Source organism: Caldisphaera lagunensis DSM 15908 (genome assembly GCF_000317795.1).
GTDB classification, from domain to species: domain Archaea; phylum Thermoproteota; class Thermoprotei_A; order Sulfolobales; family Acidilobaceae; genus Caldisphaera; species Caldisphaera lagunensis.
In genome coordinates, this window is record NC_019791.1 from 28862 (window position 1) to 53722 (window position 24861).

The 24861-nt window shown below is 29.9% G+C and carries 23 protein-coding genes, 2 tRNA genes and 1 other RNA gene; 13 read left to right on the forward strand and 13 right to left on the reverse strand.

The window, feature by feature from the left end; genetic code table 11:
* Positions 1 to 34 precede the first annotated feature (34 nt).
* The 6 genes from rnhB to ffs form a co-directional block, all read right to left on the reverse strand.
* Positions 35 to 721 (reverse strand): ribonuclease HII, encoded by a 687-nt coding sequence (rnhB, locus tag CALAG_RS00165; RefSeq protein WP_015231727.1) that lies wholly within the window; start codon positions 719 to 721, stop codon positions 35 to 37.
* Between the two features lie 54 nt (positions 722 to 775).
* The gene (locus tag CALAG_RS00170) at positions 776 to 1216 is read right to left on the reverse strand and encodes a metal-sulfur cluster assembly factor (RefSeq protein WP_015231728.1); all 441 of its coding nucleotides are present in this window, start codon (positions 1214 to 1216) and stop codon (positions 776 to 778) included.
* Positions 1217 to 1444: 228 nt separating this feature from the next.
* Complete coding sequence (locus CALAG_RS00180; RefSeq protein ID WP_015231729.1) at positions 1445 to 2251, reverse strand: nicotinamide mononucleotide deamidase-related protein; 807 nt, start codon at positions 2249 to 2251, stop codon at positions 1445 to 1447.
* Positions 2252 to 2322: 71 nt separating this feature from the next.
* Positions 2323 to 2396: transfer RNA gene (locus CALAG_RS00185), tRNA-Ala, on the reverse strand.
* 200 nt (positions 2397 to 2596) lie between these two features.
* Positions 2597 to 4018: an MFS transporter gene (locus tag CALAG_RS00190; RefSeq protein WP_015231730.1), complete on the reverse strand. Its 1422-nt coding sequence runs from the start codon at positions 4016 to 4018 to the stop codon at positions 2597 to 2599.
* Positions 4019 to 4123: 105 nt separating this feature from the next.
* Positions 4124 to 4428, reverse strand: an RNA gene (gene ffs, locus CALAG_RS07755) — signal recognition particle sRNA.
* Positions 4429 to 4529: 101 nt separating this feature from the next.
* On the opposite strand from ffs, the gene CALAG_RS00195 reads away from it, so the two are divergent.
* Genes CALAG_RS00195 through CALAG_RS00215 form a run of 5 tightly spaced genes read left to right on the forward strand, consistent with a single transcriptional unit; the run spans position 4530 to position 8920 of the window.
* Positions 4530 to 5381, forward strand: a complete 852-nt coding sequence (locus CALAG_RS00195) for an ATP-binding cassette domain-containing protein (protein ID WP_048816850.1) — start codon at positions 4530 to 4532, stop codon at positions 5379 to 5381.
* Positions 5359 to 6102 carry an ABC transporter permease gene (locus tag CALAG_RS00200; protein WP_245529263.1) on the forward strand — a complete coding sequence of 248 codons (744 nt, stop codon included), beginning with the start codon at positions 5359 to 5361 and terminating at the stop codon, positions 6100 to 6102. The genes CALAG_RS00195 and CALAG_RS00200 overlap by 23 nt, the downstream gene beginning before the upstream one ends.
* Positions 6103 to 6104: 2 nt before the next feature.
* Entirely contained in the window at positions 6105 to 6854 is a 750-nt protein-coding gene (locus CALAG_RS00205; RefSeq protein ID WP_015231733.1) for a class II glutamine amidotransferase, read from the forward strand.
* Between the two features lie 48 nt (positions 6855 to 6902).
* A complete protein-coding gene (locus CALAG_RS00210; protein WP_015231734.1) occupies positions 6903 to 8078 on the forward strand; it encodes an MFS transporter in 1176 nt (391 codons plus the stop codon).
* Between the two features lie 47 nt (positions 8079 to 8125).
* Positions 8126 to 8920 carry an inositol monophosphatase family protein gene (locus CALAG_RS00215; RefSeq protein WP_015231735.1) on the forward strand — a complete coding sequence of 265 codons (795 nt, stop codon included), beginning with the start codon at positions 8126 to 8128 and terminating at the stop codon, positions 8918 to 8920.
* Between the two features lie 3 nt (positions 8921 to 8923).
* On the opposite strand, the gene CALAG_RS00220 is transcribed toward CALAG_RS00215, so the two are convergent.
* Complete coding sequence (locus CALAG_RS00220) at positions 8924 to 9985, reverse strand: pelota family protein (RefSeq protein ID WP_015231736.1); 1062 nt, start codon at positions 9983 to 9985, stop codon at positions 8924 to 8926.
* Positions 9986 to 10122: 137 nt separating this feature from the next.
* Between CALAG_RS00220 and CALAG_RS00225 the strand changes: the two genes are divergently transcribed.
* Positions 10123 to 10794 (forward strand): V-type ATP synthase subunit D, encoded by a 672-nt coding sequence (locus CALAG_RS00225; RefSeq protein WP_015231737.1) that lies wholly within the window; start codon positions 10123 to 10125, stop codon positions 10792 to 10794.
* On the opposite strand, the gene CALAG_RS00230 is transcribed toward CALAG_RS00225, so the two are convergent.
* From CALAG_RS00230 to CALAG_RS00250, 5 genes are all read right to left on the reverse strand, one after another.
* Entirely contained in the window at positions 10769 to 11020 is a 252-nt protein-coding gene (locus CALAG_RS00230) for a hypothetical protein (RefSeq protein WP_015231738.1), read from the reverse strand. The two genes, CALAG_RS00225 and CALAG_RS00230, sit on opposite strands and share 26 nt — an antisense overlap.
* Before the next feature lie 72 nt (positions 11021 to 11092).
* The gene (locus CALAG_RS00235; RefSeq protein WP_245529264.1) at positions 11093 to 15292 is read right to left on the reverse strand and encodes a DEAD/DEAH box helicase; all 4200 of its coding nucleotides are present in this window, start codon (positions 15290 to 15292) and stop codon (positions 11093 to 11095) included.
* A 72-nt stretch (positions 15293 to 15364) separates the two neighbouring features.
* Complete coding sequence (locus tag CALAG_RS00240) at positions 15365 to 16300, reverse strand: transcription initiation factor IIB (RefSeq protein WP_015231740.1); 936 nt, start codon at positions 16298 to 16300, stop codon at positions 15365 to 15367.
* A 5-nt stretch (positions 16301 to 16305) separates the two neighbouring features.
* Positions 16306 to 16587 carry an H/ACA ribonucleoprotein complex subunit GAR1 gene (locus tag CALAG_RS00245; RefSeq protein WP_015231741.1) on the reverse strand — a complete coding sequence of 94 codons (282 nt, stop codon included), beginning with the start codon at positions 16585 to 16587 and terminating at the stop codon, positions 16306 to 16308.
* Between the two features lie 242 nt (positions 16588 to 16829).
* Positions 16830 to 17021 carry a hypothetical protein gene (locus CALAG_RS00250; RefSeq protein WP_015231742.1) on the reverse strand — a complete coding sequence of 64 codons (192 nt, stop codon included), beginning with the start codon at positions 17019 to 17021 and terminating at the stop codon, positions 16830 to 16832.
* A 255-nt stretch (positions 17022 to 17276) separates the two neighbouring features.
* Here CALAG_RS00250 and CALAG_RS00255 point away from each other — a divergent pair, with 255 nt between their 5' ends.
* The 7 genes from CALAG_RS00255 to CALAG_RS00285 all read left to right on the forward strand — a co-directional run bounded on the left by CALAG_RS00255 (position 17277) and on the right by CALAG_RS00285 (position 22223).
* On the forward strand, positions 17277 to 17690 hold the full coding sequence (locus CALAG_RS00255) for a helix-turn-helix transcriptional regulator (protein WP_015231743.1): 414 nt from the start codon (positions 17277 to 17279) through the stop codon (positions 17688 to 17690).
* Positions 17691 to 17701: 11 nt separating this feature from the next.
* A complete protein-coding gene (locus CALAG_RS00260) occupies positions 17702 to 17992 on the forward strand; it encodes a signal recognition particle subunit SRP19/SEC65 family protein (protein ID WP_015231744.1) in 291 nt (96 codons plus the stop codon).
* 98 nt (positions 17993 to 18090) lie between these two features.
* Entirely contained in the window at positions 18091 to 19269 is a 1179-nt protein-coding gene (locus CALAG_RS00265) for a TIGR04053 family radical SAM/SPASM domain-containing protein (RefSeq protein WP_015231745.1), read from the forward strand.
* Between the two features lie 5 nt (positions 19270 to 19274).
* Positions 19275 to 20237 (forward strand): AsnC family transcriptional regulator, encoded by a 963-nt coding sequence (locus CALAG_RS00270; protein WP_015231746.1) that lies wholly within the window; start codon positions 19275 to 19277, stop codon positions 20235 to 20237.
* Positions 20171 to 21427: a radical SAM/SPASM domain-containing protein gene (locus tag CALAG_RS00275; protein ID WP_245529244.1), complete on the forward strand. Its 1257-nt coding sequence runs from the start codon at positions 20171 to 20173 to the stop codon at positions 21425 to 21427. Before CALAG_RS00270 ends, CALAG_RS00275 begins: the two co-directional genes overlap by 67 nt.
* Entirely contained in the window at positions 21402 to 22076 is a 675-nt protein-coding gene (locus CALAG_RS00280; RefSeq protein WP_015231748.1) for a precorrin-2 dehydrogenase/sirohydrochlorin ferrochelatase family protein, read from the forward strand. The genes CALAG_RS00275 and CALAG_RS00280 overlap by 26 nt, the downstream gene beginning before the upstream one ends.
* A gap of 69 nt (positions 22077 to 22145) precedes the next feature.
* A tRNA-Arg gene (locus CALAG_RS00285) sits at positions 22146 to 22223 on the forward strand.
* A 423-nt stretch (positions 22224 to 22646) separates the two neighbouring features.
* Here the strand turns inward: CALAG_RS00285 and CALAG_RS00290 are convergent.
* On the reverse strand, positions 22647 to 24587 hold the full coding sequence (locus CALAG_RS00290; protein WP_048816851.1) for an acetate--CoA ligase: 1941 nt from the start codon (positions 24585 to 24587) through the stop codon (positions 22647 to 22649).
* Positions 24588 to 24861 lie beyond the last annotated feature (274 nt).

A 24861-nucleotide genomic window follows, 5' to 3' on the forward strand; every position in this document is an offset into this window, starting at 1 on the left:
TTGTTTATTGCAGATTTACTCGTCTTTTACACCCCTATTTCATGAAATCTTGAAGGGATTTGGAGGTTCTTTTACTTTTCTTAATATAGTATTCTGTGCCTTTTAATGTTTCCCATGAATATCTTATAAATAAGGGTTTGTATCCTTTTTTCAATTCTGAAAAAACATAATCAATTGTTTCTGGATCTGATGGGTATCCACTTCCCTTAACGCCATATAATTTTCTTAATATTTCAATTCTTCTATCTCTAATGACTTTTGCTATTATGCTCGCAGCAGATACGACTGGATAATTAACATCTGCTTTAGGCTCAACTATCAAATCACCTTTAAATCCTAGTTGTTTCAGTTTTGATGGCATTAATTTTAGATACCCAAACTTATCTATAATTATTGATTTTATCTCAAATATATTCCCAATTTGTCTTTTTAAATTTAAAATATTTTGTATTGCTGCTTTCTCTTCTAATGTGTTTATATTATTTCTATCAATATCATATGGTTTTATAGGAATAACTGAAAATAATCCTTTTCTGATTAGAATCTCATACAAATTTTCTCTCTGATTTGGTGTAAGCATCTTGCTGTCTTTAACTCCAATTTCTTTTAAAAAATCAATATCATTTTCGCGTATAGCATAAGATCCTACCATAAGCTCTCCAATAATGCTTCCCCTTCCTGCTTCATCTATTCCTATTATCCACTTGGCTCTATTAACCATTCTATGCCCCAAAATTATATTTTAGTTAAAATTAATATATATTATGAGTTGTTATTAAGACTGTAATCCTTGTTGAACATTTTGCATGTTTTTCTTCCATTCTTCAACAACATCATATCCATAAACTTCTTTTAGTAATTCTCTACCTTCCTCGCTAACCATATCAGGATTCCAAGGAGGTTCAAAAGTAACTTCTATATCTATGTTATCATCAATATCCGGAATTCTGTCTTTTATTGCTTCTTCAACATATGCTAATATTGATCCTGTTACTGGGCATCCTATAGCTGTTAAAGTCATTACTATCATAACCTTAGGTTTATTATTGACATATTTGGCTTCTATTTGATAAACTAAACCTAAATCATAAACATTTACTGGTATTTCTGGATCATATACTTCCTTTAATGCGTCCTCAACCTTCCTTATTAGTTCATTATCTCCTGAAACTTCTAGGTTTGGAGGTCTTTTACTCTCTTTAATTTGCTCAGACATTTCGATCCCTGATAATTATTGTATTTGGAAGTTAAAAATAGAAGTCAATACTTTACTTATATTTTATTTTTATAAATTTTATAAATAATATAAAATGATATATATGGGGATGCCACCATTATAGCAATTCCAGCCCATAATAATTTTTGATTATAAAAAAATTTTGAATTTATAATGATTATGAATACTCCAATTAATGCGATAACTATGGTTAGGATTATTTGTTTATTAACAATACTCCTCAGATATTTTTCCATTGAGCTTTTTTGCTTCTTCTTTGACAATTTGCAATGCACCCTCAGCCTTTTTCCTTGCTTCTTCCTTATTTTTATCAGATACAAGTACTTTTATTTCAAGTATTGGCTTACTTACTTCAATTCCTTTAGGATGACTTTTTATATATAAATTAGAAAATTTTTTATCAACTTGTTCTAAAATTGGAGCAATTGATGATTCTGGAACCCCTTCTAATTTAAAGCCGCATTCAATAACAGATATTGGCGGTAATATCTTATTTATTTTGTTTATTACTTCTTCTTCAAATATCGCCTCCATTTCCTTAGGTACTCCTGGCAATGAAATTACAATTTTATTATTTATTTCCAAAAACAATCCTGGGGCAGTACCTGCAGAATTGTTTAAAGGAATTCCACCTTCTGGTAGATACGCCATCTTTTCTCTTTCTTTTGTCATGGGTAGATTAGACTTTTCAAATTTTGCCTTTATCATATTATAAGCAATTGGATTCAATACAAGTTTTTTATTAACAGCCTTTGCAACAGCATCAATTGTTTTATCATCATAAGTAGGCCCTAATCCACCAGTTGTTATAATTAAATCTGCATTATTTAATCCTCTTCTCAATTCTTCAATAATATCATCAATTTCATCTGGTACCGTAATAATTCTGGTTACTTTAACTCCTAAGAATGTTAAACGTTTTGATAGCCATGTTGCATTTGTATTTGTTATCCTTCCTATTAAAATTTCATTTCCAATAGATAATATCCAGGCCTTAACTTCATTTTTTATCATTTTTACCCCTTATATTATTGATTATAAGATAGTTTATATGTTTTTGAAAATAAAAATCTCGGCCAGTTATATGGACCGGCCGGGATTTGAACCCGGGGCCTCTCGGATGCCAACCGAGCGCTCTTCCAGTCTGAGCTACCGGCCCTCAATTTTAATGATTATAAAAAAGGATTTATAAATATAAGCATGTCTTACCAAAAATAAAGAAATTCGATAATAAGGTTTATGCATATGTTATATTTGAAATTGTTATTAAATATTAAGTCATGATATTAATTCCTTTTTATATAAGAATATTAAAAAATTAGTTGAATAAAAAATTAGTATGCTGAATTATAGAGTTTATCAAGATTTCCTTTTATTTCTTAATGCTGATAAAACAGCACCAACAGCTATTATTATAGATGAGATTAAATAAAGTCTTCTAAGTCCTAAAATGAAGAACTGAGCTGATATTTGATAATTTGTAATAGCTACTCCAGTAAATATAGATGATAGCACATTTTTTGGAATATATGATGCAACTATTAAGCTTGCAATTGCGAGGCTTAAAGACTGACCTAAAAACCTCATGAGATTTAAAGATCCAGAAGCAACACCTAATTTATCTTTCGTTACCGAACCCATAACTGCACTTGTGTTTGGTGATGAGAATAATCCCATTCCTACTCCTATAATAATCATCCTAAGAGATACATCGAATAAAGTTGCCTTAAGACCTAGTGGGATCAAAAGTAATAAGCCAACCATTATTAAAAGCATACCTGTTGTAGCTAATAATCTTGAGCCAATCTTATCGGAAAGCCAACCACTAATTGGAGACAATATTACCATTGATAACGAAAGAGATATCAATGCGATGCTTGTTATCAGAGGAGAAAATATTAAAATTATTTGCATATAAAATGATATGAAAAATGATAAGTAAAAATAACCAGTATAATTAAGGAGAGCAGCCAAATTTCCTGCTGTAAACATGACATTGTTTTTTAGCAAATTAACATCTAATATTGCTTTATATGAGTTTTTATACTCATAGGCCAAAAATAATCCAAACACTGTTAAACCAAATATGGAAAATAATATGGAATAAATATTCCACCCTATAAATGATCCGTAAGTCAAACCATAAACAATAGAGAATAGACCTATAATAAGTAAGGCAGATCCTGTATAATCCATTTTTTCATTTAATTTAATATTCGTTTCTTTTATATATTTTGTTGATAAAATATAACCTATAATAGCTAATGGAAGTGTAACGAAAAATATATATCTCCATGATGTGATGCTAACTATAATACCTCCTATGACCGGTCCTATTGTTGTTCCTAAGTATACTGAAAAGGACCATATACCAAACGCTCTACCTCTCATATTAGGGGGATATGTTTCTGTTATGATGGCACCTCCAACTGCTAATATAAATGCTGCACCAATTCCTTGAATTATTCTCCATAAATCTAATTCAAATCCATTGAATGATAAACCACTCATTAAAGTACCAATAATAAAAATTATGTAACCATTTGTAAAAAATTTTTTCTTACCTTTTATATCTGATAATCTTCCTATAGGTAAAAGCAACACAGTTAATGCTATAAGATATCCCAAGGGAACCCAAATAGTCTCTATATAGCTCATCTTTAAGCTTCTTGAAATAAATGGTAATGAAATGCTTACTATTGTGCTATCTAAAGGTGTTAATATTGCTGCAAATGATGTCGATATTGATACTATCCATAAATATTTCTTATCAATGTTCAAATTAAATCCCTTTATAATTTATCTTTACTAGAAAAATATAAGTGCTAACTAATTATAGATCATATATACTTTTTACCACTTTTGAATATTCAAAAATTAAAATTATGTGCGGCTTCCCATCATGTCATGCTATGCAATGAAGGTTTTACCCCTACGATAAATCTACTCCGCAAACCGTGAACGTTTGCATTCGGGCACAGGTTGCTCCCTTCCGGGCCTGGCCAGGTTCTCCCGATTAAGGTTGTAGGTATCTATCCTCCGATAGACCCTCAACCACTGCAAACTCCACGGCGCGGAGTTCATCTTATCATAGGGACCATTCATTACATAGCATGACATGATGGGATTACTGGTCCCGCATTACGCCTTCGGTTTTAAAGGGTGGCGAACCCTTCGACCCTACCCGCACAAATAATATTAACGATATTTTATAGTAAAAAATGTTATCCATATATAGCAAAAAAATATATATTGAAAAAAGAAATAATTAATGGGGATTAAATTGCCAAACATTGTTGAAACAAGAAAGCTTACAAAAATATATGGAAATGGGATTAAAGCTCTTGATGAACTAGATTTAAAATTGAATTCAAGAATATCTTGCATAATAGGAAGAAATGGCGCAGGAAAAACAACACTTGTAAAAATTCTTTCTACTCAATTGAGACAAACTTCGGGTGAAGCATTTGTAATGGGTTATGATGTAATAAAAGATAGGCACAAATTAAGAAAAATGATCTGTAGTATACCCCAAGAGTCTAAACCTGCTGGAATTTCATCCCCACTTGAGCATCTAGTTATGTATTTAACTGCAAGAGGTTTTCCAATAAGAGATTCATTTAATCTTGCAAAAATGGCTTTAAAGGAAGTAGGACTTGGAGATTTTATTGATACATCTACAGATGAATTATCTGGGGGAATGAAGAGAAAAGTTTTTGTTGCAATGGCATTAGCTTCACAAGCTGAAGTTATATTTCTAGATGAGCCAACTGTTGGATTAGATCCAATATCTAGACTAGAAGTATGGGGTGCAATAAGGCAGCTCAAAGGAAATGTAATTTTAACAACACATTATATGGAAGAAGCTCAGGCTTTATGTGATCAAATTGCTATAATCGATAAAGGAAAAACTATAAAGGTGGGAAATTTAGAAGAACTTATGGAGCCACTTAAAGGGAAAGTTAGGGTTGAAGGAATTGGTAATATATCAATAGGAGAGTTAAAAATATCATACGTTACACCTGAAGAAGCAAAGAAATTGATTAGTGAAGTTAAAATAAATGGAAGCAATAAAATTTCTATAAAACCAGTAAGCTTAGAAGATGTTTTAATTTTGAGTGGTGTTGAGATTGAGAACGAGTAAATTTAATTGGAGGTTTGTTTTGGCATTCATTTGGTTTTATGGTTATTCTTCTATAAAAAGAGGTTATTATTATGTTCTATCTTATTTAGCATTACCATTATCCCTTTTATTCTTTATATACATCGTTAGCAAAGGACATCTAGTTCAATATGCCATCTTAGGGGGGATAATATCTATAATAACTAGTAATGCTTTAACCGCAATAGGAGATACATCATTTTTCAAATTAGAATTAAAATTACAAGAGCTACTAATAGCAGCAGATGTTTCCCCAATAGAATATTTATTAGGTATTGGACTTGGAAACTTACTATATTCATTACCAGGATTATTTGTTTATTTTGTTTTAGGGTTTCTTTATAAGATATTTTCATTATCATTATTAGGTTTAACTATATTAACGCTTATTATTGTTATGGTTGCTGCAACAAGTTTAGCATATATGACAGGTAGCAGGGTTTCTCATATGAGGAATTCTTGGGGCGTTGGTAGTTTACTCTCAGTTATATTAACCATGTTACCTCCCTTATATTATCCATACACTTTTTTGCCAAAAATAGCACTTTATCCTCTTATTCTATCTCCAGCAACTCCAGCATCGATATTTTTACAAGATTTTATGACTAAAAGGATTATAAATTACTATTCATTTTTGATATTGCTTGCTGAAACTATAATATACTTGCTTTTGGCTTTAAAACTCGGGAAATGGGAGGAGTAAAAATGTGTAGATTATTTATAGCAAATGCTAAGGGAAGTTTTATAGAAAAATTGTATAATTCTTTAATGAATGCAGCTGGAAATGATATCTTTGCTAAAGGATTAACTCATGATACCGGTTGGGGTTATTATATTGCTAATAGTAACATTTCTAATTTTTATAAAAGTGGATCTCCCATATTTAAAGATAAAATTTCATTAAACATTGATGAAGATAAAAATTATCATGCAATATTTCACGCTAGGTTGGCAGCTAAAGGGCAACCAATAAGGGGTTTTATAGATTCTCACCCCTATTTAATACATAACAAGGATTCTTTACTAATATTAGCGCACAACGGAGTTGTTGATAAAGAAATTATATCAAAGGAATTAAATGTTGATTATAGGTTATATACAGACAGCGAAATACTAGGTTTGCTTTTATCTAAATTCGATGGAGATATAGATAAAATATTGTATGATGCAGATAAGTACATTAAAGAAATAGGGGCTTTTATAGGAACATTTAATGTTATTGCTATGAAGATTAAAAGAGATCAAGATAATATAAAAATATCATCAGCATGCATTTCTGATTATCCTGATAATAAAGAAGATAATTATAAAAAGATGGTAATATATAAAAATGGTGATAATATAGCTGCAATGTCGTCAACTGTTGCATACTATTATGGAATATTAGATGAAAATGGAAACATAATAGATAAGAATTCTATGATATGCGAGAAAGGGATATCATATAAAATATAGTATAAAATATTTATATATGTTGCATAGATATAATTCTAGGGGGTTCATATGAGCAATACAAGAAATTCCCTAAATTATCTTGCAATAATAAGGATAATGAGAAGCGTTTCAGCAGGAATAATTTCAATTGTTTATCCCTATATAGCAATAAAGATGCTTCATTTCAATTTATCCACATTAGGTTTAGTATATGCCTTAGCAGCATTGTTTACAGCATTATTCTCAATAGCCTTTGGTTACTTAGCTGATTTCATAGGTAGAAAGTTGAGCCTTCTTTTTTCATCGCTTGTATTGACTATATCCATTTTAATTTTATTAATCAAAATTAATTTTATTACAGCAGTGATTGCAGCAATTTTAGGAGGAATAAGCAATACTGGCGCAATGGCAGGTGGAGGAATAGGCGGGGCTGTAGCTCCAGTTCAAAATGCATTAATTGCAGATTTTACAACTAGAAAAAATAGAACCACTTTAATATCATTAATGGCATTTTTTGGAAATATAGCAGCTGCTGGAGGTACATTATTAGGAGGAATATTTTCTTATAGGATCGAGTTAGAATTAGCAACAATAATTAGTATAATACCCTTAATCTTTGTCTATTTCATAGAATCGCAACATATAAGAGCAAAATCAATTAAAATGAAATCAGGAAATGTGACATTAAAGTTTTCTATAACTGGCATATTAAATGGATTAACAAGCGGTTTAGTTACACCATTTTTGATTCCAATATTTATAGTTCTTTACGATGTTTCAAGATCGTATATGAGCATATATACAACAATAGCATCATTAATCGCTACATTTTCGATGCTTTTAGCCCCTAAAATTGATAAAGCTCTTGGGTTCTTAAGGAGTATTTATATAACTAGAGGGTTAACAATACCATTAATATTGATATTTCCATTCATTAGAATTTTACCTGTTTCTTTAGGTATTTATATAATCTTTCCAGCATTAAGGGTCATTGCAATACCCATACAGCAATCGGCCATGCTTTCCATGGTACCTCCAGAAGAAAGAGGAAGAATTTCTGGGCTTAATCAGGGATCAAGATTAGGCTTTTCATCAATTGGAACATTTATTGCTTCACCATTTATGGATATATCATTAATATACTTGCCATTTGTATCTTATAGTGTTTTTATGGCATTAAACATATATTTATATAAAAGATTTTTCGGAGGAAAAAATGGTTCACAGGCATTTCAAGCAGAATAGTATATAAAACCTAAACTATTAATTTTAAGTGAAAGTGGTAGGGAATAATGATAGATAATGAAGAGCTTAGAAAGATAGTAATTGATGTAGCTTACGAATCTGTTAAATATCTAAGAAATAATTTTTGTAATAATGATGCAATAAAATTAATAAGAGGAGAAACTATAAGGGCTGATTTGGAGTCAGAAAAAATTGTCAATGAAGTTATAAAAAGTTATGATTTAGATTATAAAATAGTTACTGAAGAATCTAATATTATAGGTAATGGAAAGTATACCTTTATTTTAGATCCTCTTGATGGTAGTATTAACTTTGAAAACTGTATTCCATGGAGTTCTGTTTCATTAGCAGTATTGCCTCCAAATAAAAATAAGGTTAGCGATGCAATAGCAGGGGTAGTTTATCCAGTTTATTTTAACGGATTACCTTTTTCATATTCTAAAGGTAATGGATGCTTTGAAGGAAATAATAAGGTAAAAATGAGCAATGAGGAATCTAAAATACTTTTTGCCTATTTAGAAAAAGAAGATGAGGCATACAAATTAGCTAAGTTGATTTCCAAGAAAAAAGGCCTTAAAATAAGGAGTCTTGGAAGTTCTGCCCTTGAATTAATATTTACTGGTTTAGGAAGATCGTATGCATTTATAGATTTAAGGGGTAAGTTAAGAAATGTTGATGTAGCAGCTGCAATTGGTTTTATTAGAGAATGCGAAGGTTATGTTGTTAATTCTAAAGGTGAAAATGCAGACGTTAATGCAGAAAAAGTTGATGTTATAGGGGATATAATTGCAACTAATAATAAAAATAGATTAGATGAAATATTAAATTATATAAATTCATGATAATTAATAATTCTTTTTAGGTAATTTATACCTTAAAATTGCTATTACCCCTCCTAAATTAGATAATGTTGGGCTTACCAATGAATCTTCTGTAGCAATTACAACATCAGCCCTGTATTTTTCAGCATTTTCAATAATTTCTTGAGCCATTGTTCTTTCTTTATCATCTATGCTATAAATTAGCTTATCTAATATAACCAATTTACTAATAGCGCCTAATTTTGATACGTTGTAGACTTCATTCAAAGTGTATGCTATCATTTCCTTATCTTTAGCTGCTAACATCATGAATTCGTTAACAATTTCCTGGGCTTTAATTGATGAAAACTCTTTTAATACTTCAATAATCGTATCTCTTCTCAAAACTTCATTTATTCCAGCGATACCTCCATTTGAGACATTATCTATTATGATTTTTATGTTATTTACAATTTTTTTAATTTTATCATATAAAATTTCCTTTAAATTACCAGGGCCAGCAATTATTAAAACATTTGCTCTTTCTTTTGATAAATAACCTATAATTCTATTTACCAAATCGTTTAATGCAGATTCTATTTCATTTTCTCTATTTGGATCTTCTTTTCCACTAAAGTAGAAACTGCTGCTTTCTAAATTATATACACCCAATGATGTAATTAAAGAAATTGCATATTCGTCATAATCAAGGGCAATAATCAATGCCTTTCCCTTGGGTCCACTAGACTTTAATTTATTTAGTGTTTTCTCATCCCATTCTTTTCTTTCAATAATAATTTCTTGTCCTAATGATATATACCCTGATTGATGTCTTCCTTTTACTCCAAATTGCTCTGGTCCCTCTTCTATTGTTCCAAAAATTCTTAGTTTACCAGTAAGTGGTTGAAATTCTGCGTTTTCTAATTTCAGCTTTATATCTATTGGCTTTCTCTCTTTTCTTTTTGAATTTTTCATAGAAACGTCTCTGAAAACCTTTGTGTATATATAATCTCCTTTTTTTAATATAAGCATTAAATTCCATAGATCTTCTTCGCTTTCCGGTATTATCTTTATTTGTTCTTTATTCTTTTCTACTTCTATTTTCATTTTTCATCCTTTTTTATATTTTTATTGAAGATTAATAGCTATTCTTTAAATAATATTTTTATTTTAATTTTAACAAATATAAAAATATTTTAAAACTTAAATATTTTTATTTACATTTAACACAAGGTAGTTTAAAATTGAGCGTAGATCCACGTAAAACTTTGCCAACAAAAATTAACTTAATTAGATTAAAAAGAGATTATGCTATGATTAAAAGAGTTAGAAGAATAATGGAAGAAAAAAGAGAAGTACTGCTCCATTACATAAGAAGCACTGCCGAAGATTATAATAAATATCAAAACGAAGTATTTAAGAACATTACAGATTTGTTTACAATGTATTATAGAGGAGTTGCAAGTGAAGGTTTATCAAAAGTTGACCTTTATGCCTCATCAATTCCCGAGAGCTTTACAATAAAAACTGGTTTAAGAGTATTATATTCAGTAAGAACTCCCACATTTACTCCAATTATGGATACAATTGCAATACCATCATTACCGCCTGGAAGTTCTCCTGATTTAACAATATCATATATAAAGTTGAAGGAATTATTACCATCAATTCTTAACTTAGCTATGTATGAGGAAACAATATTAAGGCTTATTGATGAGCTTAAAGAAACCCAAAGATTAATAAATGCTTTAGATTATGTTATATTACCTAGCTATTTAAGAACCATAAAGTATATAAATGCAGTATTGGATGAGCGCATGAGAGAAGACTTTGTTAGGTTAAAGATCTTAAAAAGAAAACGCGTTGAACAAGAAGAAAAAGCTAAGGTTGTTATGGAACAACAATCCCCACGATGATTAATATAATCCCTAATGTCAGCAATAGTTTTAAGAATCCTGATGGTGTAAGGTTCCAAGTGGCTCTAAACGCCTTTACCAATAATATTATTACCCCTGTTATTACAAACGTTAACAATATAGCCATTCCTGCAAGCGCTATGTAATAGCTGAGTCCATTAGCTGAAACTCCAGGTATGTGGGAAACAATTGTACCAAATATTTGTTGTAAAGCCTGAAGAGACATATTTTTACCACCTTCATTAATTAGCATATATATTTAAAAAACTTAAAGCGAAATGGTTAGTATTACTTCCTTTTAAAATTTGTAAAAATAAGAAACTGCATATTTATATTTCTTTAAGAAATCTTCCATAATTTCATTTCTGCTATTTTTCTTAGCAATAACAACTATATAACCAAAGTCCATAATTTTTTCCTCTTTTCCTTTGTTTATATAAGTTAAAATTTTTCTATAGGCCTCATTTGAGAATTTAGGAGTTATTCCCGTTATTTTTCTATACTCTTTTTCAACCTCTTCTAGAGATTCTATAGAATTAACTGCAATTGTAACATTTCCTTTACCAAATGTATTTTCCATATCAACTATGGTTTGAGCTATTTTGTTAGCACAATCTTTTAGTGGAGTGCATTCTATTACATTTCCTAGATCTTTAATTTTTTTATAATTGAATTTTTCCATATCCTTTGTAAGGTATTCTTCAACTTTTTTCTTAATAAATGGGTCAACGCTATTTTGTCCATTTCTTGATCTAATAGCTATTGCCTCTTCTATTATCTTTTGCATATCTTCAATTTTCTGAATTTCTCTCTTTGAAAATCTTAAAACCTCATTAAATATATCTTCATCTAAGAATTTTGTTTGCCTTTTCTCTCCAGGAGATAATGATATTAATGCTATTAAATTCTTGTTGTAATCAGATGAAAACGAATTATTGCAATATTCTTTTGATATGTTAAGGTTTTTATTTAATGCTATAAATGCTTGGTATTTAATATTGTTAACTTGGCACAATGCTGTAGAAACATCTATAGGTTTTAACTCATTATTTATCTTTTCAAGGCCTCCTTTTGTTAAACAATAATCTTTTTCAAAAGGTATACACCAACCATATATCATTTCTATCTCTTTTTTGTTAGCCTGATACGCTTTTATTGGACCTTTAATTAATGAATAATCTAATACTCCTGCATTCCTTAAAACATCTAAATATCTTACAGAAGCCCATTCATCTTTACTTAATACATCTAAAGGAACAGGTATTATTTCTACCTTTCCTGATTTTTCAGAGAAAAACGATCTATAAGCAAGTATTTTATTGTAAATTTTCAGAAGTTCACTAGCTTTTATGGAAGATCTTTGTGCAAGAGCTTTCCTTCTCAATATATCATTAGGATTAAAAAGAGTTATTATCTTGGCTTCATTACCATCTCTACCAGCTCTCCCTGACTCTTGATAGAAATCCTCTATGCTTTCGCTAGGCATGCTATGTATTATCCATCTAATATTTGGTATATCAATACCCATACCAAAAGCCTTTGTAACTACAGAAATCCTCGGTCCGTTACTATTTTTTGATAATTCCATTAATTGTTTTTCTATTTCTCTTCTTTTATGTTCATTTAATTTTCCATGATAGAATAGAACTTCCTCATTAAGCTCATCAGATAACCATTTTGACAAATTCTCAGCATTAAACCACCAAGCATTTTTGCTTTCAACATATGGAGCAAAAATTAAACCTAACCATGGTTTGTTAAATTTATCAGCCCATTCTTCTAGATTTCTTACATTTTCTGCTAAAATCTTTAATCTTTCTTCTCCACTATCTGGAACTGCAATAACATCGAACTTAAGCTCATCTCTTATAGTTGGGGCGATTAAAACCAAAGGTTTACCATTGTAATCTATATTTAGTGTTTCTTCATTTTTTAAAGATATATGATGAGTTTCTGCATCATTAGGATTATAACCTAAACTTTCTAAAATATCATTTATTACATCCTTCGGTGCGGTTGCTGTTAAAGCTATTATAGGCGGATATCCATTTTTTCTAATTTTTTGTAGTTTTGTTGCCATATATAAATAACTTGGTCTAAAGCTAAAACCCCATTTTGATAATGTATGCGCTTCATCCAATACAATTAAAGATGGTGAACCATTTTCAAATATATCATCTATTAATTCTGTTCCAAACCTTTCTGGAGTTATATAAAGGAAATCTAAGAAACCAGCCTTGGTAGACTTGATTGCATCAATTCTTTTGCTCAATGGTATGCTAGAATCTATATATAACGTTTTGAATCCCTTAGCCTTTGCATTTTCAACTTGATCATGTATCAATGCTTTAAGAGGTGAAACAATTATTGCCGATCCTCCAAAGCCGGAATCCTGAAGAACTTTAGATATGATTTGGAATATAGCACTTTTTCCTGCTCCAGTAGGCAAAATTACGATTTCAACTGTTGGGTTTCCTTTTTCAAGCATTTTGAAAAATGATGATATGCTTAATTGTTGATATGGTCTTGGTTTTGATTTCCATAACTTATTGAAATAAGAATTTACCTCATCTAATAAGTAATTATAATTTATTTCATTTTTAATGAATACATCTTCCTTAGGTTCGACCAATTCAATAAATTCTCTATTTTCATGCAAGGAAAGAGCTCTTGATATAGCTTTAGATCCATATTTTGATGAAAGCTCTAGTGTTCTATAAATATAAAAATCATAATTTCCAATATTTTTTATTGTTTTATTTAAATTGTTTATCATCCTTTCTGGAAATACTAATACAACATTGCTTGCAACAAATGAAGTCTCAGGTAAAAATAAGTTCTTTTCATATGAGATTACTCCAACCTTATTTCCATTAAACCAATAATCCATATCATTGGGGTTTTCAATATAAACACCATCTATTATATTACTTATGTTTTTGGCTAAAGCATTGTTTGGTGTAATAATTAATCTTTTTCCTTCATATCCAAGAAGTTTTAAAGCAGCTTCAGACGCTTTTACTGGATCCTTTATATCTGAAGAATATGAGATCACCTTTACTTTAGTTTTTGTAGGTCCATTTATATTAAGAGACTTTGATATTTCATAAGGAATAAAACTTTCTGTAAATAATTCATTAAATTTAATATTAATTGAATCATTTATTTCTATTCCTCTAGGATCATTTGATGTTAGGCTATTTTTACAAGGAATCGATGCTCCTATATTTATTAATTCTTTTTCCCATATAGTTAGACCATGCATAAATAGACAATCTTCATTGCTTCCAATGCAATCTAATTTTGCCTTGTTAATTTTTTCTACGCAATCTAAATCCCAAGGTTCTACTTGATAACCATCTTTTAGTTGCTCATTATTTTTAATTATATTACCTACAATTAGATATGGTAATGATTTATCAAGTTCAATACCTCTCCTTATTAACGCTGCTTTTGTTATATCTCCATGTCTTTCTTTTAAAATTGCCATAGATATCCTTGCTGCGTAATCCCATTTATTTCCATTTAATGGTAATGGCTTTATTGTATAAGGTTTCCAAATTGGATAAATTAGTCTAGGTTTATCCGATATTATAACATAACTTTCCTCATTTTTTGGTAATTGTACATCTGGCAATGTTTCTGCATATTTTACATCATCAGGCATATTTTTCCAATCTACATTAACGAGTTCAATTATTTTCTTTGATAACAACGCTATTGTATAAACAGCTTTTGCTAAACTGGTTGAAAATGGTATCATTAAATGATAATATGCAGATACTATTGATGTTTCAGAATCAGGAAAGGCTATAGAATAAAGATTTTTTACATTTATAGCATTATAATTATCAAACTTTGTTTCGCAATCCCCCCAATACATGATTTTCGATGGTTTTAATGAGGATAATAAAAGTTCTAAGCTTTCTTTAGGGTCCATTATTCTCCATTCAGATCCCTTAGGAGGTATATCAATTTCTAAACCATCAACATAAGCTGATATTTTATCCTTAGAACAATATAATGATATAATATCTGCTTTTTTTGATAAAATGGGTTCTTTACCGAGCTTTATAGATGCTTCTTTTTCCCATTTGGATATACCTAATGCAACGAGGGCATTTCTTGATTCTAACAATGATTCCGATGAAACGCTGCATCCTTTTGATGATAGCATTATAACATCTTCATATAACCCAAGTTTAGGTAAATATAATGATAAGTTTTCTGAATCTTTTGGGCAATCGTTTAATCTTCTTATTAACTTACTCAATCTGATTACATCAAGATCCTCTTTATTTTCTAAAATTAATTTGGCATAGTTTGAAAAATAGTTTTTTGATGTAGTTATATACCATTCTATTGTATTAATGTATATCTTTTTTAAAAATTTTTTTGGAATTTTTTTATTTTGGAATAAAATTTTTTTAGAATTATAATATAATATATATGAAATTATTCCAATTATTATAATTATAGTTGCTATAGTAATGATCATCGTAAGCAATTTTTGCACCGATAGGTATTACTAAGTTTCACATTTAAAAGGAAAAAAGGGTAAAAACGAAAGTTAAACATAAACGACTATTGACATGTTTGTGATTAAGAATTTGTAAAGCTTCCTTACAGTTGATTCCTTTATTGAAACAGTTTCAGCTATCTCTTTTTGACTAATATCGTGACCATTTAATCTTGATATTAAATATACTGTTGCTGCAGCAATTGCCTCTGGCTTTTTACCATAAAGTGTTTTACCAGATGACAAAGATTCTTTTACAAAGCTTATTGATTGTTCTATGATTGTCTGGTTTAAATTTAATGAAGATACTATTCTATTTATATACGTAACAACTCTAGTTAACATTCTATCTTTGCTATCAGTATAACCCATATTTTCGCTTTCTATAAATCTATATTTGGATAAAATGCCTAAATCGTTGAGTTTCTTCTTACCTTCCCATAATTTATTACTATCTATTTCCATGAACTCTTCGATTTCAGATTGAGATATGTTTAGATTATATAGTTCAACAACTTTAGCAAATGCAGCAGCAATTATCGCTTCTTTATACTTACCAACGGACCCCCCATTCTTTTCTATATATTCGTGAAGAATCAATCCAAGTGTTTGAGAAGCGCTCCTGGGTAAATTAAAATATTCGCTAAGTTTATTTGCTAAAGAGAACATAGCTATTTGAGGCATTTCTGATCTAGAAGTTGCATGTCTCATGCTTATTCTTCTACTATTAAACGATTTTAAAAGATTTCTGGATTTAGGGGGTGTAAATACTAAAGCACCACTTCCTTTATCATGTCTTAACAGGGTTTCTGGCTGAGAAGCTCTTTCTACACCTTTTGTGTTCTGAATTCCTTTTTCATTATATGATCTCCACTCTGGTCTATCAGCTAATAAATTTTCATCTACAACTAAACCACAATTTTGACAAACCAATTTACCATCAATAGTTGTTACTAAATTATCAGAACTACATCTTGGGCATTTCAAGAAATTCACCTCTTATAATGCCGGTTCCCAAATCTTTTAATCTCCACAAAATATATATCATTAAGATTGATGTTCTCACTTAAAGGCTTAATAACAGCATATGGCTTTTCTACATTTCCTATTATATCAAAAATTTTTCCTACTAAATTAAATTTGCTATCATAAACATTACTGTTTAATTTTATTTTAGTATTTTTATTATCTATGCTTACTATAATGTAATTTAGCACCTTATTTTTAGGTTTTCCAAGTATTTCTAGCTTTCTTTTGTTAGGCGGAACCGGCAATAATACCTCCCCTCTCTACTTATATTCCAGGTATGGTAAGGGTAATACTAGATAGTTTTATGTATTATCATAATTGAAATTCCTCATATATTTCATATATTTTTCATAAGGAAACAATTATAGAAAAAGATTGGTATACAAGGGTAATACTTTTAAATAAATTTTACATATATAGTGTTTTGCTATTTTTGTTATATTATTATGTTACCTTAAGAATTATAGATAAAACACTTTATAAAAATTTATTTTTGATCTAGTTTAATTCCTTTATTTTCTGCTTCCTTTTTTAGGAATTCTAGAACATCGTAAGGATCTCCACCAAACCTATCTTCAATCATATTTAATTCTCTCATCCATCTCTTACCGTAGATTTTTTTTGCAAGTTCAATTGTTTCATCAAGCAATTTCTTAGCTTCTTTTACTGAGTCTTCCAATTCGATCACCTATTAAGTCAATTTTTAATTATAGAGTAGGGGGTAAAAAATATATTTATTATAATTGGTTTTAATTAATATATCAAGATAACTTTAATTAAATAATTTTTATTTTATATTTATAAATTATCTTTTTTACTGTTAGAAAAATTATTATTAATACACATTATACTAAAAATATAAATCTTTTAGGAATCATATATTATTAGAGGTATCGACTTCAAAGCGTTAATATTAGAAAAGGGGATTTAAGACATGCCGCGCAATTCAGATGAAGTAGAAAAGGCTGCTATGGAAACAATTAAAGAGCATAAGGAAGGGGTTTTGCAAAGCGAGCTATGGAAAATGATGGGTTTAGATAGCAGAGAGGGTTCAAGGCTTGTTTTGAGATTAGCAAAGAAAGGCTTGATAAAAAGGGAGCAAGTGATTGTTAATGGCAGAAGAACCTATAGGTTATTTGTTACAGAAAAACCTATTGAATCTAAATTATTAAACATAAGCTTATCATCGATTTTGGATATACCATGTACAACATGTCCTCATATAGATGAATGTGGGTTAGGAGGATATTATGAGCCATCGACCTGTCCATTAATAGAATTATGGTTAAAGAAAGAAGTTAAGCTTGCATCTATTAGAAAAAAACAATTAATGCAACAAGCTGAGTAGGGTTATGAATTATGCCTAAAGAAGATAAATATATTATTTGGCCATGCTACATTGATTCAGCAATATCAAAAAATAATGGAAGAAAAATTTCCAAAGGCAAAGCTGTTTTAAAACCAAGTATTGAAGAAATTATTAATGCAGCAAAAAAGTTGGGATTTAATGCTGTTGTAGAGGAGAAAAAATACCCAAGATTATGGATTGATCAAACAAAAAGAATAGTAATACCTAAGGTCTCTAAAAAAAGAGATTTATTAATTAAAATATCAGAAGAGATCATTAAAGCAAGGCAAAAATCTAAGTAAACAATAAATATTTATATAGACATATACTTATTTATTCTATATATATCTATACAAGTTGATTTTTATTTGAAATGCTTTTGCTTCATAGGGATTGAAAAATGAGTCATAAAGAATGGCCATTAGATGAGAAACCTTTACTCATATTTTGGGAAACAACAAAAGCTTGTGGTCTCGCATGTAAACATTGCAGGGCCGAGGCAATTCACAATCCTTTGCCAAATGAATTAAATAATGAAGAAGGCAAAAAACTAATTGATCAAATTAGTGAATTTGGCAAGCCCTCGCCAATTCTTGTCTTTACTGGAGGAGATCCTTTATCTAGAAAAGATATTTGGGATTTAATTGATTATGCAAATAAAAAAGGAGTTGTAGCAGCTTTATCTCCTAGTGTAACTCCTTTGTTGAATGATGATGCTATAGAAAACATTGTTAATCATAAAATATCATCTGTATCAATAAGCCTTGATTCACCTTATCCTGAAATTCATGATAAAATTAGGGGAATAAATGGTACATGGAATAGAAGCATTGAATACATTAAAAAGATGGTTGATAAGGGAATCAAGGTTCAGATTAACACAACAGTTATGAGGTCTACTGTAGAAGGATTGCCTGATATGGTTTCATTGTTAAAAAAGCTTAATATAAGCGTTTGGGAAGTTTTTTATTTGATACCTGTTGGTAGGGCTAAGTTTGAAGAAGACCTCACAAAAGAAGAGTGGGAAGATGTAGGTGCTTTTTTATATGAGGCTAGCAAATATGGTTTAACAATAAGAACAACTGAGGGGCCTATGTTTAGAAGGATTGCCTTATTGTATAGAAATCTTGAGATTAGAAATATTGATTACAATAAAGAAATTCTTCATGGTGAACTTTATTATAACCTAGTTAGAAGGCTAAGAGAAAATATGGGAGAGCCTAATAAAGAAACAAAGGCTGAAACTTTTAGAACGAGGGATGGAAGAGGAATAGTATTTGTTTCTTATGACGGATATATTTATCCAAGTGGATTTTTACCATATCCTGCAGGTAATGTAAGGAAACAAAATATTGTTGATATTTATAGGAATTCCGAATTGTTTAAAAAACTAAGGTCAGCTCAATTTAAAGGAAAATGTGGTTTATGTGAATTTAGAAATATATGTGGAGGAAGCAGGGCAAGGGCATTTTCATATACTGGAGATCCTTTTGCTGATGATCCAGCATGCTCATATAATCCAGGAGAATATGATAAAATCTTGGGAAAATATGGCCTTAGTTATGATGATTTAAGGTGAAGCAAATGGACCAAATAGATAAAGATATTTTAATGGAGTTGCAATATAATTTTCCATTAAATTCTAGACCGTATGATGAAATAGCTGATAAGCTAGGAATAAAATTAAATGAGTTATTAAATAGAATAAATAATCTAAAAAATGAAGGAATAATAAAAAGAATAGGATTTTATTATAATTTTAGATCCCAAGGAAATGAGGCAGCTTTAATTGCTTTTGAATCCGGTGAAAATTATAAAAAATTAGCTGAAATAGCTATGAAGGATCCATTAGTGACTCATAGCTATCTAAGAAATCACCCTATTTATAATGTTTGGATTGTTGCAAAAAGATCTAGTCATGATGAATTAATTAAGTTAGCAGAAAGAATGATGAAGGATTCAAATTCAAAGTCCTATGTTGTTTTATTATCAAAAAGGACATATAAATTAAGCGTAAAATTTGATTTATATAATGGAATTTCAAAGGCTGGCAGATATGCATTGTTACCAAAGAATCCACCTTTGCTAAGAGATTTGGGTATTGATAAAGATTTTCCATTATCAATTAAAAGCCTTCCAATAAATGAAAAGCCTTATGAATATATATTAAAGAAATACAACATGTCAGAAGAAGAACTTGAAAACTCATTGAAAATGTTATTGGATAAAGGAGTTTTAGCAGATCCTGGAGCAGCATTGGATGGAGAAAAACTTGGGTTTAAAGAAAACGGAATGGCAGTTATGGAACCAGATAATAATGAGGAATCAATATGTGAGTGTGCAGCGTCTATGAGCTTTTCTACCCATGTAGTTTTAAGACAATCAATACCAGAAGGTAGATGGAAGCATGTTAGTTATGCAATGATACATGCAACTGATAAGGAAAAAATAAATAAAATGGTGGAAGAGCTAAGGAAAAATTGCAAGCCAAAAGATATTATGGTTATCTACAGCCTAGAGGATTTAAAGCCAGGTGTAATAAGATGATACCAATAACTGTTATGGTAACAGGGGAAGGGACTGTATCTTCAAAGATAAAGGGTCATTATAATAAGGATAATCCATCAACTTTTACTAATGAGTTAAAACCTGCAGTATTTTGGAATATAACATATAAATGCAATTTAAATTGCGTCCATTGTTATATAGATGCGTCATCTAAAATCAATAGAGAAGAATTAAGTAAAGAAAAATTAATCGAGGTTGCAAATGAAATAGTTAAATTGGAATTACCATTGATAGTATTTACTGGTGGAGAGCCTCTTTATAGGAAAGAATTCTGGGATGTTTCTGAAGTTTTAGCTAATAGAAAAAAGCCTAAGCTAACTCTTAGTACAAATGGTACATTAATTACTGAAGAAAATGCTAAGAAGTTAAAGGAATTAGGATACATGTATATAGGTATTTCTTTAGACAGCATCTACCCTCAAAATCATGATAAATTTAGAGGGTATGATGGAGCTTTTTCATTAACAATGAAAGGTATTGAAAATTCAATAAAATATGGAATAGATGTAGGGATTAGAACAACAATAACTAAATATAATGTAAACGAAATACCAGCAATGATAGATTTTGTTGTAAAAAAAGGCATAAGAAGAATTTCATTATATTTATTAGACACAATAGGTAGGGCAGTAAAAATATCATCTGATCTGCCAACAAAGGATCAGCTAATAAGTTTAACAAATATTCTTATTGAAAAAGCAAAGGAATACAAATCAAAAATTGAGATAGAAATTGTTAGAGGAAACTTTATAGGAATTTATGTTGCAGACAAAATTTCATCAAATAAAGAGGATTTCTTAAAATATTTAAAAATGATTCAAGCTCAGGGAGATTGTGGAAGGAAAACTATTAGCATTTATCCAGATGGAACAGTTAGGCCATGCCAATTTATAGATGATTATATAATAGGTGATTTAAGAAAACAAAAATTGGAAGAAATTCTTCAAATTGCAAATCCAAATCTTGAAAAGTTTATCAACTTATCAGAAAACTTAGAAGGGGAAAGATGCAGCAAATGTGCATTTAAGAAAATATGTGGTGGTGGGAGTAGGGGGAGGGCTAAGGTAATAAATAATAACTTTTGGGGTGACGAACCTTTATGTTTCATAGATTATAATGATATTGCAAAAAGGTGGGGGATTATTGACTCACATTCCTTTATACATTGATTTTGATGGTTTGAAAGTTTTGGTAATAGGAGGAGGTAATGTAGGCGCAAGGAGATCCATAACATTTCTTGAATCAGGGGCAATTGTAACTGTTGTAGCATCATATTTTAATGAGAGCTTATTGAAAATTAATGATAAAAAACTAAAACTAATAAAAATGGAAATTAAAAAACCAGAAGACTTAAATGAACTTATAGAAAACAATGATTTAATTGTTTTAACAACAGACAATGAATTTATCAATAATGGAATTTATAAAATTGCAAAAGAAAAAGGCAAGTTAATAAATAACGCAACAAATTCTTCAATGGGTAATGTTATTGTTCCTTTTAGAAAGAAAATATATGATAATTTGGAGGTTGCAGTAACCAGTTTAGGATATACTGGAATAGCTGCAAGAAGAAGCTTAGAAAAAATTGAAAATTGCTTAGAAAATGATATTGAAATCAAAACCCTTTATGATTCTATGAAAGAATTTAAAAAATACATTAAAGAAAAAATTAAAAATCCAAAAATAAGGTATAGGTTATATTTTGAAGTAGAAAAGGATGAAATTTATGAAAAATATGTTAAAGAAGGAAAATTAAATGAAGCCATAGAAAGGGCAAAAGAAATAATAAAAAATTATATAAAAGATATGGATAAGTAAAGCTTTAAAATTTTATTCATGAATTTATAATATGGCACATTAAGAATGTGCCAGCTAAAGGGTCCATAAGGACCCGTAGCTCAGCCAGGATAGAGCGTCGGCCCCCTAAGCCGAATGTCGGGGGTTCAAATCCCCCCGGGTCCGCCACATAAAAATTTTAATGAGCTTTATTTCAATTTTAAAATTCTGATAAGTTCCCATTTATATGAAGGTCAAGGACTCATCAATATAATAAAAAGAGAATAAGTTAAAAGGAATATCTGATACAAAGAGTGCCATTAGGCCTTATTTCTTTTGTTTTTTATTAATTTTAAATTAAATAATTTTACAATTATTTGAATAGTTATTTCAGCTATTCATGAAATTTAAATAATCATATCTATTAAAGCCTCAATATATTTCAAACGTGATGCTTATAGCCTATGGAGTTGATAACTATGAAATGTGGAGTATTAGTATTAATAAATTTAACATAATTATGTTACAAAAGATATGCATAAGAAATAAATAAAAAATATAGTTTATTTTATTTTTTATCTTTTAATATAGATTCATAATCTTATTAAAAATTTATTGAATAGAGAGTTTCTTGAATTTTTCTATTGCCTCTTTTATTTCATTTATTGATGCCTCTTCTTCAAGCGTTGAAACGTCACCAATATCTTGTCCTAAGAACAATCTTTTCATCACACGGCGCATTATTTTTCCACTTCTAGTTTTTGGAAGCATATTTACAAATTCTATATCTTTAAATACAGCTACTGGACCAAAAGTTTTCCTAACATGCTCTATAAGTTCTTTTTTAAGTTCTTCACTTGGTTTATAACCCTGCTTAAGAACTACAAATGCAGCTATTACTTCTCCTCTTAGCTCATCAGGAACTCCTGTCACTCCAGCTTCTGCTACAGCTGGATGCGAAATTAATGCATTTTCAACTTCAATTGTCCCTATTCTATGTCCAGCAATCTTCATTACTTCATCTGATCTTCCGCTGAACCATAGAAAACCGTTTTCATCCATCATAGCAGCATCTCCTGTGAAATAATAGCCTTTTCCAAATCCAACTTCCCAATAAGATTTAACATATCTATCAAAGTCACCCCATAGTCTTGGTGTAAGTCCAGGGAATGGTCTTTTTAAGTAAAGTATACCTTTTTGATTAGGACTTGCTTCTTTCCCAGTGACTTCATCTATTATAACTGGAATAACTCCTGGTAATGGTAAACCTGCAGACCCTGGTTTTACATATTTTTTAATTTCATCGCCCCCAATCCCATAAGGATATCCAAAAAGAGCACCTGTAGTTTCTGTTTGCCACATATGATCAATAACAGGTATTCTTTCATCAAAAACATCCTTATATAACCAATTCCATACCTCTGGATTTAATACTTCTCCAGCAGCTACAACTCTTTTTAAGGAACTTAGATCAAATTCTTTTGCTTTTTCAGTACCAAATCTTCTTAGAGTCCTTGCACCAGTTGGTGATGTCCATAAGAGAGTAGCCCTATTTTTCTCCATAATCTTCCACCACATACCAGGTTCTGGATAATCAGGCACGCCATCGTAAACAATAGTCGTTGAACCAGCCAGAAGAGGACCAAAAACAATATAGCTTTGACCAACGATCCATCCAATATCAGATGTATTTAATATGATATCATTTGGTTCTAGACCATAAATCCATTTAGCGGCCCAATAATTCCAAATTTGATATCCTCCATGAACATGAACTACAGGTTTAGGTTTCGCAGTAGTTCCAGAAGTAGGCATAATGAATATTGGATCATCTGCATCCATTTCAACATAATCACTACTTTCTCCTTTACCCATATTTAAAAATTCCTTTATAAGCAGATCTCTTCCCTCTTTCATTCTTATTTCAAGCTCAGGCATCATCCTGCGTACTATGATATACTTTATGTTTTCAGAGACTTCCTTAGAAACTAATTTAAGTGCTTCTTCTATATAATCGTTTAATCCTATTAATTTTCCTCTCCTTGATGCATAGTCTTGCGTAAATATGAGTTTGGGTCTAGTTAGCTCTATTCTATCAGCGATTGCACCTGGTGAGAAACCTGCAAAGACAGTAACTGAAATTGCTCCTATCCTAGCGCTTGCTAAAATCATGGCAATAGCTTCAATAGAATTAGGTAAATATATCAAAACCCTATCACCTTTGTTAATACCAGCCTTTCTGAGAGACGCTGCATAATCTTTAACCATGTAATAGAGTTGACTATAAGTTATTGAATAACTTTGATTATATTCAGGAGCTTCATAGATATAAGCAATCTTCGTTCCATATCTTTTAACTTTATAATCTAAGCAATTATAGCTAATATTGGTTTTTCCATTAATAAACCAGCTAAACTTTGGATATTCCCATTTAAATGTTTTGTCCCATTTCTTGAACCAATAAATATCTTCTTCGCTTTCATTGGCCTTATTATTCCAAAAATCCTCAGGATTTTCATAGGCTTTCTTCCATAGTTCTTTAAATGTTTGCATAGGATCCACTTTTTTCACCTTTATTTATAAGTAAAAGAAGTGGTTAAATATTTTATAATATACAATATCTTATACTATTAAAAATACATAATAATTTTGAAATTTAAGATGTTCCATTACATTTGTATTTTAACTAAAGGATCTAATAAGCATAAAGAAAAAATGTGTATAATTGGAAAGAGAAGTGTTTATTTAATACGGTAGTCAGAAAAAAGTTTTAACCTATATTGAGTTTATAGGAGAATTGTATCTTTATTATACTTTGTTATACTAT

Coding starts and splice junctions, on each gene's coding strand:
- CALAG_RS00220 (WP_015231736.1), bottom strand. CDS start 9,985: ATGAAAATAGAAGTAGAAAAGAATAAAGAACAAATAAAGATAATACCG.
- CALAG_RS00270 (WP_015231746.1), top strand. CDS start 19,275: ATGGACCAAATAGATAAAGATATTTTAATGGAGTTGCAATATAATTTT.
- CALAG_RS00290 (WP_048816851.1), bottom strand. CDS start 24,587: ATGCAAACATTTAAAGAACTATGGAAGAAAGCCTATGAAAATCCTGAG.
- CALAG_RS00260 (WP_015231744.1), top strand. CDS start 17,702: ATGCCTAAAGAAGATAAATATATTATTTGGCCATGCTACATTGATTCA.
- CALAG_RS00215 (WP_015231735.1), top strand. CDS start 8,126: ATGATAGATAATGAAGAGCTTAGAAAGATAGTAATTGATGTAGCTTAC.
- CALAG_RS00170 (WP_015231728.1), bottom strand. CDS start 1,216: ATGTCTGAGCAAATTAAAGAGAGTAAAAGACCTCCAAACCTAGAAGTT.
- CALAG_RS00265 (WP_015231745.1), top strand. CDS start 18,091: ATGAGTCATAAAGAATGGCCATTAGATGAGAAACCTTTACTCATATTT.
- CALAG_RS00235 (WP_245529264.1), bottom strand. CDS start 15,292: ATGATCATTACTATAGCAACTATAATTATAATAATTGGAATAATTTCA.
- rnhB (WP_015231727.1), bottom strand. CDS start 721: ATGGTTAATAGAGCCAAGTGGATAATAGGAATAGATGAAGCAGGAAGG.
- CALAG_RS00180 (WP_015231729.1), bottom strand. CDS start 2,251: ATGATAAAAAATGAAGTTAAGGCCTGGATATTATCTATTGGAAATGAA.
- CALAG_RS00230 (WP_015231738.1), bottom strand. CDS start 11,020: ATGTCTCTTCAGGCTTTACAACAAATATTTGGTACAATTGTTTCCCAC.
- CALAG_RS00255 (WP_015231743.1), top strand. CDS start 17,277: ATGCCGCGCAATTCAGATGAAGTAGAAAAGGCTGCTATGGAAACAATT.
- CALAG_RS00210 (WP_015231734.1), top strand. CDS start 6,903: ATGAGCAATACAAGAAATTCCCTAAATTATCTTGCAATAATAAGGATA.
- CALAG_RS00205 (WP_015231733.1), top strand. CDS start 6,105: ATGTGTAGATTATTTATAGCAAATGCTAAGGGAAGTTTTATAGAAAAA.